Raw genomic sequence first — 9,709 nt, 5'->3', positions numbered from 1 at the left:
CTAGGTGTTTTTAGTGCACCCTTTTTTCTAAAAAATCAACTAAAAATTAATCAACTTTCTATTAACTTTTTACCACTTAATTTAATAATAGCAATTCATTAAGACATTTTCTACCTGCCTTATAATTAGCCATCAATATTCCCATTTCACCTGTCAAAACACCCCAATCATCAGTTTCATAGGTCATTTTTTCTAATAAATATTGATTGCTTTCCTGATGTATCGCATTTTCAAATTGATTAGTTTGAACAGGTAAAATTGAATCCAAAATCACCAAATTACCCACATTCCCATGACAAATTGAATTATCCAAATTTAATCCATTAGTTAGTATATCTTTGCTGTAATATTCCACTTCTTCAGATAACAATTTGTCTGATAACCCATTAATTAACAAATAATGCTTAGCTTTTACAATACCAACAATACCATTACACCATGAGTAGTATTTAGCATTTTTTCTTAATTTTAGAACTCTATTGTGATCTAGCTCCTCTCTCTCTTTCCTTAAATAGTCTTGTACACACTGAATAATCATTTTTCTAATATTTGAATCTGTACTTAAACTTAAACTATATTTATATAACTGAACAATTACACCGTAATTCCCGTGAGCATACCCTGGATCTTCTGAAATCCAGCCCCCTTCTTCAGCATATATTTTAAGCAGACGTTGAACAATTAGTTTCATCAACTTATCTGTTAAATTTAATATATCTAAATTTCCTTTAAATGTACTATTGACTTTCAATAAAACACCTAAAATACCAGAAATCCCACCTATAATATCCAAATTATCTAAATTTGAAACTATATCTTTAGTTCTAAAAATGGTTTCAAAGATACATGTTTCAATCTCTAAAGGAATATCTTTATTACTCTCCTTTAATACACACAATGCATATAGATAGCCATAAATTCCAGTAAAAGCCCCAATATTTTGATACGTAATATCAGAACTAAAATCCTTTATGTAGTTAACAGTGTATTTCATTACTCCAGAAAAAAGTTCTTCTAACTCCTTGATTTCTAAACTATTGATTCCAAGTAAAATACCTGCTGTACCTGAATATAAATCATACTTCATAGGTGATATGTCATAATTTTTATCCATAGCTAGCATTGCTAACCAACTAATTTCGCCATCATGTTCAAACCTACTAGATAATAGTCTTTTTACAAATAATTCTCTTCCAAAGTCTTTTCTTTTAAGTGGTTCAATATTTTTTACAAATAATTCTGTTCCCATAAAAGACATATTAATGATTCTCTTCTGACGAACTAAGTTTGAAGTAGATGCTATTTTTATTCTATTTAAAATTTTCTCTACAATACTTTCACCCTCAAGTGATAAAATATACTCCTTAACTCCATTTGAAATATTATTATTAGATGAATCGGAATAAAAAATCGGAACATCATCATTTTTCAATTGATTAATCTCATCATGAATCATTTTACTATCAAATTCATTTGAAATATCACCATATTCATATAATCTAAGAAAATACATTTCAAAATCATAACGATTTTTTAATAGTTCTGGGTGATGACTTGTCTCTAGTAATTGTACATATATATTAGTATTCCTATAAATGTATCTCGTTTCACAATTATTAAAATATTTCTTAATCATTTTTGAGATAACTGACTTATTATCAACAAAGATTCTATAAATCTCTTCAAATCCCTGTTGAACTTGAGGTAAATAATTAGAACAAGAGATATTCTCACCCTCGTATCTAACAGTACTAGGAAAGCTTCCAACCTCTTTAAAAACTTTTTCAATTCTGATTTCATCAGTGCCAACATTAGACAGCTTATGAGTTAAATAAGGAGATTCTCTTCTTGCTCCAGAATTTAATGCACCTATTTCCATTCCTTTGTTATTATTAATTGAATATAGTGTCATTGGCAAAATACCTGTACTATATACTGAGTTAGCTACAAAGTCATACATTTTATGTACAGATGTATTAATTTTCTCATTTTCGCTAAAATGAAGAATTGTTTCATTATCAATTAAATAAGGAAATCTCCCGGACGCTAATACATTTTCTCCATGATAATCTTTTGCACCAAACAAATGTAAAAATGCTAAAATTTTCCCCATATTTTCAAAATATATTTTAACATCTTCTAAAGTAGAACATTCTTGAATTTCAATCATTTCTACATAGCTATATCCTTTCTTAATTAAAGTCTTAGGGATAAATAATGTATCCGAGATTCCAAATGTCTTTTCAAATTCTTCTGCAAATAATTTTAAATTAACATCCAATATCATATTACGAGGCTTATACACAATATCCTTATCTTTGAAATTTAATATACAAACTGTCTTACCTTTAGAATGAGTATCACCGGCATTAAAATTAATTTTGAATAATTGTAAATCCGATACTTTAAAATAATTCTGAATATCTTGAATGTCGTCTTCTAAATTATTTAAAATTTCTTGGATATAAAAACTTATATTTTTTAATTTTTGATCTAATACCTCATATAACATTGGGTATCTTTTATAAAAATCAACAATATACTCTTTATCTCGCAATAAAATATCTATATAGTATTTATATCTATCCTCTCTACTCTCCCCCAGAAGTTTTGAATTTCTGCGTAAATCATTAATTTCTAAGACAACTGTACGATAACTGATATTCATACAAATATCAAAAAAATATTCTTCAATACTTTCTATAAAAGTCTGTTTATCAGAAATATAATTCTTAGTTTCAACAATACTATAAATCTTTTGGACATATTTATAACACAATGGTTTATATAAATCTAACCAATTAATTCTAGTCTTAAGCCTTTGCTGTGGAATATATAAAATCCATTCACATTGTTCTAATGCTTCTTCAATAAGTAAATTTTTACTTTCATCATAGTCATTATATAGTTGTTCCCATTCATTGAGCCCTTTCCCTGAAACATTCTTTAAAAATGTATCTAACTCCTGAGAATTATTGACATTATTAAATAGTTTTATCCATTTATCTGTAATTGCTGACATAGTAATTCCTCCTTATAATTACTTTAAGATTATCAAATTTTCAAGTAATGATAATGAGTATTCTATGCACTTTTGAGATTGAGAGAAATCTATTTTTAAAAATTTATATTTATTGTCATCAACAAACCTTTTTACTCCATTGAAATATTATCTCGTTGTTTGAGTTTAAGAGTTCCTCCTATATTTAACACTTTTACAAATGTTTCTAACTTTCTGGCTAATCCCTCATATTCATCAATTTCTTTATCAAATTCCTGTTGCATTATCAGTATGTCTTTATTAAGCTGATCTAGAGTTATCGATTCTGTCATGTTCATTTTAGAGAAGTCGTACTTAGCTAATTTCTTACTTTCGTGATCCTCACTCTTCAGATTAATAAATACTTCTGCCATCTTGTTCAAGGTGGCGATTTTTTCTTGTGTTTCTTCCAGCTTCATATCAAGCTCTGCAATTTCTAATACAAACTCATCTTTGATTTCTTGGTATTGTTTGTTTGCGTTAGACAGTTCAATCATAAGATTAATTTCAGAAATCTTCTCTTGAAGACTTTTTAAAGTTGGTCGTCTATAAGGGAGTTTTTGGCTATCGTTGGTCAATTGCCTGATTAAAGTTCTCCCTTCGATAAAACAATTTTTATCCGAGTTTACTTTGTTATAGACAAAGTAAGAGGACGTTTCTCGAATGTAAACTTTATATTTTTTCTGATTTTCTCCTTCTAGGATATCCAACTGATAGTTGGGAATAAAGATGAGCCCACTTTGTTTGATACCAAATGAAACCTTGATATAGATACCATCATCAACTAATTTCTCAATCTGATTATCCGTAAGTTCAACTTCAAACTCATGAACGGCATCTCGTTTTTCCTTGTATTTCTTGAAGGCTTCCTCGATTTCTTCTGCGGAGACTTTCTCCTTATGCTGCTTCTCTTGAAAAGTCTGATAATCTTCCTGAATATTTTCTAATGCTTGAATATCTCTTGCCTCTTTGTCTTCAAAGTAATGGTTAAAAAATGGAATGTCGTACAATTTCTTATCACTAACTTTTTTATGGCTTAGAGTAATCTTTTGACCATCTTCTTCTAGGGTAAAAATCACATTTTTTTGTTTTAACTCTATGGTTAGATTCAACTCTTTTGCTCTTACATGCAATTCTTCTAGTGAATGAACAGACTCTAATAAAAATTCTAAACGACTTTCAATCTCTTGTTTGGCAAAATGTGTTCTTAAAAATTCTTCATCATATAAGTCCCGTTTACTAAGTTGGCGACCTCGAATTGGTTTTGTCATTGTTCTATCAGTCATCAAAAAACTACTATGCTTCTGACTAAAATCAATCTGGACATGCAGCTGCTTTGCTTTCTCTAAAAAATCATCAAACGCTTTAGATTGCTGCATCAAAAAATAGAGACGTTGTTTCAATTCAAACTTATGACTAAATTCCCTATATTTTTTATAATCTCGGTAGGAATAACGCTTCTCAATAATTTTTGCACCAGCCATTTTAGAAATACGATCAGAAATCATCCGTAAGTTCCGCTCCTGGGCATAATCCCATTTGAGTTTCTTATCTGAATTGAGATCAACAGAATTGATAAGTATATGATTATGGGTATGTAACTTGTCTGTATGAGTAGCTACGATGAAGCGATAATTTCCACCAGTCAATTCTTTCACTGTTTCATAGCCAATACGATTAATTTCTTCAGGAGTGAGGCTGTCCTCAGGAGAAAAAGATTGAATCACATGATGGGCATGAATTTTTTGTTGTTTTCTTTCCAAACGGTCATTTCTCGAATCATACAATTCATCATTATTGATGAAATTGATATTGTACATCTTGACCATCTCTTCATAAGTTGGAAAGTCCAAGTAATTACTCATTCCAAAATCAGAAACGAATTCAAGATTATTGGTCTTCTCAGGATTGAGAATATATTTGATTAAGCGTCTACGATATTTTTTCCCATGAGTCGCAAAGTGTTTAGTGACTACCATGAAACTCCTTTAGCGCTTTAACATTCATATGAAACTCTTTCTCAACTTCAGAAATCATCTCGTCAATCCCTTGACTCAAACTTTTTAGTTGTTCCTGAGAAATGAGATGACTTTGGTTAATCGCACGTGTAATCTGATTGATGTTATTTCCAATCCTTCTCAATTCAAAAACGAGTTCCTTATAATTTGAAGTGTCAATTGTTAAAAATGTCATGTTTGGATTAAGCAATACTTTTCTAGCATATTCGGAAAAATTTTTACTCCTACTTTCTGCAATACGATTATTCAGTTGTTTTAATTCACTATCTGTTAAAAAGACTTTTTTCAAGTTGGTTCTGTAACGATATTCCATACTAACCTCTTATCTCATATACTTATCACGAAATGATTGACTTAGAGAATGTGATTGGCTTACTTCCACAATCAACTCCTGAACACAGGTCAATAAGATTGAAACATGCTCTTGAGTCACTTGATGATTTTGCTTAGCGATGACTAGTACCTCATATAAATCACGGCTAACCTGTTCTAACTTTTGTGATTGCCATAGGGAAAACCACATCTCAATACTTTTGTCATCGTCATCAGTTTTAAAGAGGTTATGCCGAAGAAATTCTGAAAAACTCTCTATCTGCTGATCTTTCATCATCTCTTTTATCTGTTTTTCTTCTTGTCTCGTCATTCTAAACTGCTTTCTAACGAGCCTAATATCTTGTTTCATTCTATCCATCCTTTCAAATCAGGCATTGTCTGACAATGTGAGGCAGCCTGACATTGTCAGACACCCCTCGAAAGACCTAACTCGTTCCTTGTTCGGTCTTTGCGAGCTCAGTTATTGTGTCCACAATAACCTAAAATCTAATCGCCAGCTGAACCCAAACCTTACAGGTTGGTCAGCCGACGATAAGAAAACATGGTGGCTTCGCCCCCAAACCCCCAAGAAAAAGTCAAGGGTTGATTTTCTAAAACTAGATAGAGTGTAACAAGAGAGAGCTGAAAAAATTATCACAGGAAAAGAAAAAGAGCCATTTGGCTCTCGAAAAATTTCTGAAATGAAATAGCTTAACCTAAAACTTCAAAATCATCACTACCATCGGCTTCACCTGTTAGACACGTGAAGCACATGTAGCTCCCTACCAGTGCACTCCCTGCTACCCAAATAGGAGATCCACAATTCATACACCTTGCCCCTCCTTCTTTTTCTTCAAGTACTGCACGCAAGGTTTCTTCAAGCTCTTTGGGATTGATGTCTGGATTATTATTGATAGTCAATTCGACAAATTCTTTGATTGAAATAAGATTCAATACTTTACCTCCGTTCTAATCTATTTTTTAGTCCGTGTCCATCTAAGCACTTATCATATCTTTATTGCCAATAAATCCATCCAATTTTTTGGAAAACCATAGTGTCTCAAATCCACTTGTTCTTGATTACTTTCTTCCAGAAGCTTTTGTAATTTTTTATTCCAAAAATTCTTAGTTTCTATGGACATTGACAAGATAAGATGTCTCATTGCTATAAAATAGATAAATAGTGTCTTGCTATCATTCTCTGAGTCTGTCACTAGCAACTCTCTGTCAGAATGATGAAAAGCTGGCAGTGTATGGTGTAAGCGACCATATAATCTGCCATTGTGTGAGCAAATATTCCTAAGATAACGAAGAGCGTTACACCAAGACAATAAGATTTTAGCTGGAATGTTATCATCCTTGTCCAAGGGAAGACTAATATAGGCAGCAACCTTATTTCGATATTCTGGTTGTAGGGCAACGAGGAAGGACGCTATATTTCCAAATGTCATTAAACGAAAAACGGTCCAAGGTAACACGACCCCATATTGGTTAATCTGATTCTTGATTGTGGCATCATCTTGTTTTTCCAAAATCAATCGTGACAAATGATATTTTGTTTTCAAAACAATATCCAGCCTCTTAGGATTTTCTTTTCGGTATTTAGATTGTTCTGAATAATAGAGAGTATCATCTTCAAAAATATAAGAAGTTTTATTGTATCCAATCGTCAGAGCATCAGCTGTACTCTTCTTCAAAAAAACTTCGATACGCTCCAATATCTCTTGAAGAAAATTTCTAAAGTAGCTATCAAATAAGTAAACTCTTTTTGCTTCTATGTATTTTCTGTCCACCAACTTCCCATATTGAGAGAATGATTGGAAGTCTATATCTCTTAAAAAGTCAATACAATCCTGTTTATAAAAATCATCATTCCCATTGTATTTGAAAGACCAGTTAGAGTTTTCTTTCATATGGACATATAACTGTTCTTCAGTTAAAGCCGGCTCAAGAGAACATTTTAATTGAGTTGGTGCTAATACTGGTCTATAAACCAACCTAGTTTTATCAGTAATATCTAAATCTAACGGCAAATAGTCCTTAAAATTTATTAATTCAAATACATTATTAGGCATAAAATATCTCTCCGCAATATGAAAAAAGGCCACCTAGTTATACATTGCTGTACCTTCGATGACTTCTAATCTAACTAAATTATACCACAACACCTCCTACTAAGCAAGAAATATTTTTACTTCGTTTGATTCAACGATGACACATATTTCAAAAAACAGGCCAAAATAATTGGTCTGTTATTTGTTATTATTGCTCTCTCGCCTACCTTGTCTAAATCTCTCAATGTTTTTTTCCAATTGTTCCGTGTCAAGTTTATTTTTCGCTTCTTGGATCGACTTATCAAGACTTTGTTCCTCATCGGTTATAACGCTTTGAGATAATTCAACGTTCCTATCAGGCTTAAATTTTGTATCAAAAACCACATCTAGGAGTTGTTCTACTTTGGTTAGTTCAGTATCTGACATCTCTGATAGTCTATGAATCAGTCGTTTAAATCGGTCTTGATTCTGTGTTTTCTTTTGAAAGAATTTCATTACCTTCACCTTCTCCTTAAATTGTAAAAAGGTAGCCCGAATAGGACTACCTGACTTATAAATCATCAATAGCTACTGAAATAGCCTGTAACTTTTTATTTTGGATTTTCTTTTCATCAATCAATTGATGAAGTTCTTCAATTTGCTTCTGACAGGCGGAAATATCCTTGTTGTTTTGTGCAATGGAATCTGCCAAGTGTTGTTTATAGTCACTTGTGATATTTACTTTCTTCGGCTGACTTTGTTTAACTTTTAATTCGGGTGTCTGTACATCTTTAAATTCTGACTCCTTTTTTTGCTGTTCAAAAGCAGCCACATAATCTACTTCTTCAATTGGTTTTTCATCCTGTTTATGGAAGAGTGCTGCGATTTTAGCTCGTTCTTCATGGGACGATGTTGGTTTCACATCATCTAGTGGCTGATCAAAATTCCATGTTTTACTCATTCTGTATCCTCATTTCTGTAATTTGGGTGTAGTGTGGTTTCTTTACCAAAGGCTTGCTCTAGTGCTTCATGAAATGACAACTGACTAGATTGTTGCCGTTTGATAAAGGTACTGTACATAGCTGTTTGTAGTTGGTCACGATAGTGTTCCAATTTCTCTGTCTCACGTGAGACCTTTTCTTCTTGCCTAGCTACTTTTTCAGCCAGACGTTCAATCACACTCATAGGGTGTCCTCCTTGTCACTTTCTAGATTATGATAGTGGACTTGATTTTGTTATCACAATTCCATAGCACGCTCTCGTTTAGGTGGAGGATGATTCTTATTAACTTGTGCTTGGGCTGTTTGGATACAATCACTTAAGGATAGTTCACTCTGCTGTTTCACAATATCATTCCAATCTGACTTTGTTTCAAGTCCTTGCAATGGTGGTAAATCTTGAAAAATCGGAAGTCCTTTATCTGACAGTTTCTGATAAAATTCTCTTCCTGCTTCATCGTTATCAACAGCCATTGTTATGACGTTTGAATGAGTTTGAAAAAAGGTTGTCGTCTCTTGTATTGCCTGAAGATAATGGCTAAGTCTACTTGGTTTTACTGTATCTAGAAATGCCAATTTCCCCTGTTCCTCTGCTGCTAGACGCAAAGTCTGATAAGCAATCACTGAAAGTTTTAAGCCTTCCATTGACACCAGGCGAACATCTGATAGCTGCTTGTTATGAAGCTGATAATAACTCATCATATCGATAACTGATTCACAAAAAATGAGTCGCTTAGGATTCCCAATATCGAAACTAATACCGACATAGCCATGAGATCCTTTCATGATTTTTTTGAGATAACCTCGATCGTGTTTTTCTTCATTTTTGACGAGACCTTGAAGGCTTGCGGCCTGTAAGGTCCCGTTGTGGTCATAGCTTTTTAACACTAATACGGGCTCCGATTGATAAGTAGCTTGAGCAAGCAATCCTTGTCTACCAAAGGTATTGATAGTCTGATCACTTAGGCCACGGATGTCTTTTAAGTAAATACGCGCTTGCTGAAAGGGTTCTTCACGCAAATAATATTGAAACGGTTGATAAGTTTCTTCTATCATCTTAGCTTGTTCAAAGCCTCCAGTTTCAAGGTAAGACAAGGCTTCTTTGAAAGACACTCCAGCCACCAACTGAACAAAGTCAATTACATCCCCTTGTATATCTCTTGAAAACCATTTGAAAGTATTGGTATCCGCAAAAATCCGAAAGGAATCATGGTCTGGGTGTTCATAAATGTGTCCTGATAAACGTCTGAAGGAATAACCCAGACTTTCAGCCACATCTAAAATGGCCTTTTGTTTTACTGCTTTAAT

Annotated in this window: 10 protein-coding genes; all 10 read right to left on the bottom strand. The window is 32.7% G+C overall.

Annotated features, from left to right (window positions below; translation table 11 throughout):
• Window positions 1-76 precede the first annotated feature (76 nt).
• A complete protein-coding gene (gene lanM, locus P7J58_RS10830) occupies window positions 77-3,022 on the bottom strand; it encodes a type 2 lanthipeptide synthetase LanM (protein WP_029187299.1) in 2,946 nt (981 codons plus the stop codon).
• Window positions 3,023-3,153: 131 nt separating this feature from the next.
• Entirely contained in the window at window positions 3,154-5,019 is a 1,866-nt protein-coding gene (locus P7J58_RS10825; RefSeq protein ID WP_408556337.1) for an SAG1250 family conjugative relaxase, read from the bottom strand.
• Window positions 5,006-5,371 (bottom strand): MobC family plasmid mobilization relaxosome protein, encoded by a 366-nt coding sequence (locus tag P7J58_RS10820; protein ID WP_024394063.1) that lies wholly within the window; start codon window positions 5,369-5,371, stop codon window positions 5,006-5,008. Before P7J58_RS10820 ends, P7J58_RS10825 begins: the two co-directional genes overlap by 14 nt.
• A gap of 9 nt (window positions 5,372-5,380) precedes the next feature.
• Window positions 5,381-5,740: an SAG1252 family conjugative relaxosome accessory protein gene (locus P7J58_RS10815; RefSeq protein ID WP_024394064.1), complete on the bottom strand. Its 360-nt coding sequence runs from the start codon at window positions 5,738-5,740 to the stop codon at window positions 5,381-5,383.
• A gap of 341 nt (window positions 5,741-6,081) precedes the next feature.
• A complete protein-coding gene (locus P7J58_RS10810) occupies window positions 6,082-6,324 on the bottom strand; it encodes a hypothetical protein (RefSeq protein WP_002936408.1) in 243 nt (80 codons plus the stop codon).
• A 53-nt stretch (window positions 6,325-6,377) separates the two neighbouring features.
• Complete coding sequence (locus P7J58_RS10805) at window positions 6,378-7,445, bottom strand: Abi family protein (RefSeq protein WP_017768987.1); 1,068 nt, start codon at window positions 7,443-7,445, stop codon at window positions 6,378-6,380.
• 177 nt (window positions 7,446-7,622) lie between these two features.
• Window positions 7,623-7,919 carry a hypothetical protein gene (locus P7J58_RS10800; protein WP_029187301.1) on the bottom strand — a complete coding sequence of 99 codons (297 nt, stop codon included), beginning with the start codon at window positions 7,917-7,919 and terminating at the stop codon, window positions 7,623-7,625.
• Window positions 7,920-7,974: 55 nt separating this feature from the next.
• Window positions 7,975-8,364, bottom strand: a complete 390-nt coding sequence (locus P7J58_RS10795; protein WP_029187302.1) for a DUF5945 family protein — start codon at window positions 8,362-8,364, stop codon at window positions 7,975-7,977.
• Window positions 8,361-8,588, bottom strand: a complete 228-nt coding sequence (locus tag P7J58_RS10790; protein ID WP_000110922.1) for a DUF5965 family protein — start codon at window positions 8,586-8,588, stop codon at window positions 8,361-8,363. Before P7J58_RS10790 ends, P7J58_RS10795 begins: the two co-directional genes overlap by 4 nt.
• A gap of 53 nt (window positions 8,589-8,641) precedes the next feature.
• Window positions 8,642-9,709, bottom strand: a 1,068-nt coding sequence (locus P7J58_RS10785; protein ID WP_408556336.1) for a DNA primase, incomplete at its 5' end; no start/stop codon positions are given.

This window comes from Streptococcus suis (assembly GCF_046032535.1).
In the GTDB taxonomy this organism is placed as follows: Bacteria; Bacillota; Bacilli; order Lactobacillales; family Streptococcaceae; genus Streptococcus; species Streptococcus suis_AK.
This window is presented reverse-complemented; position numbering and strand designations above follow the sequence as displayed.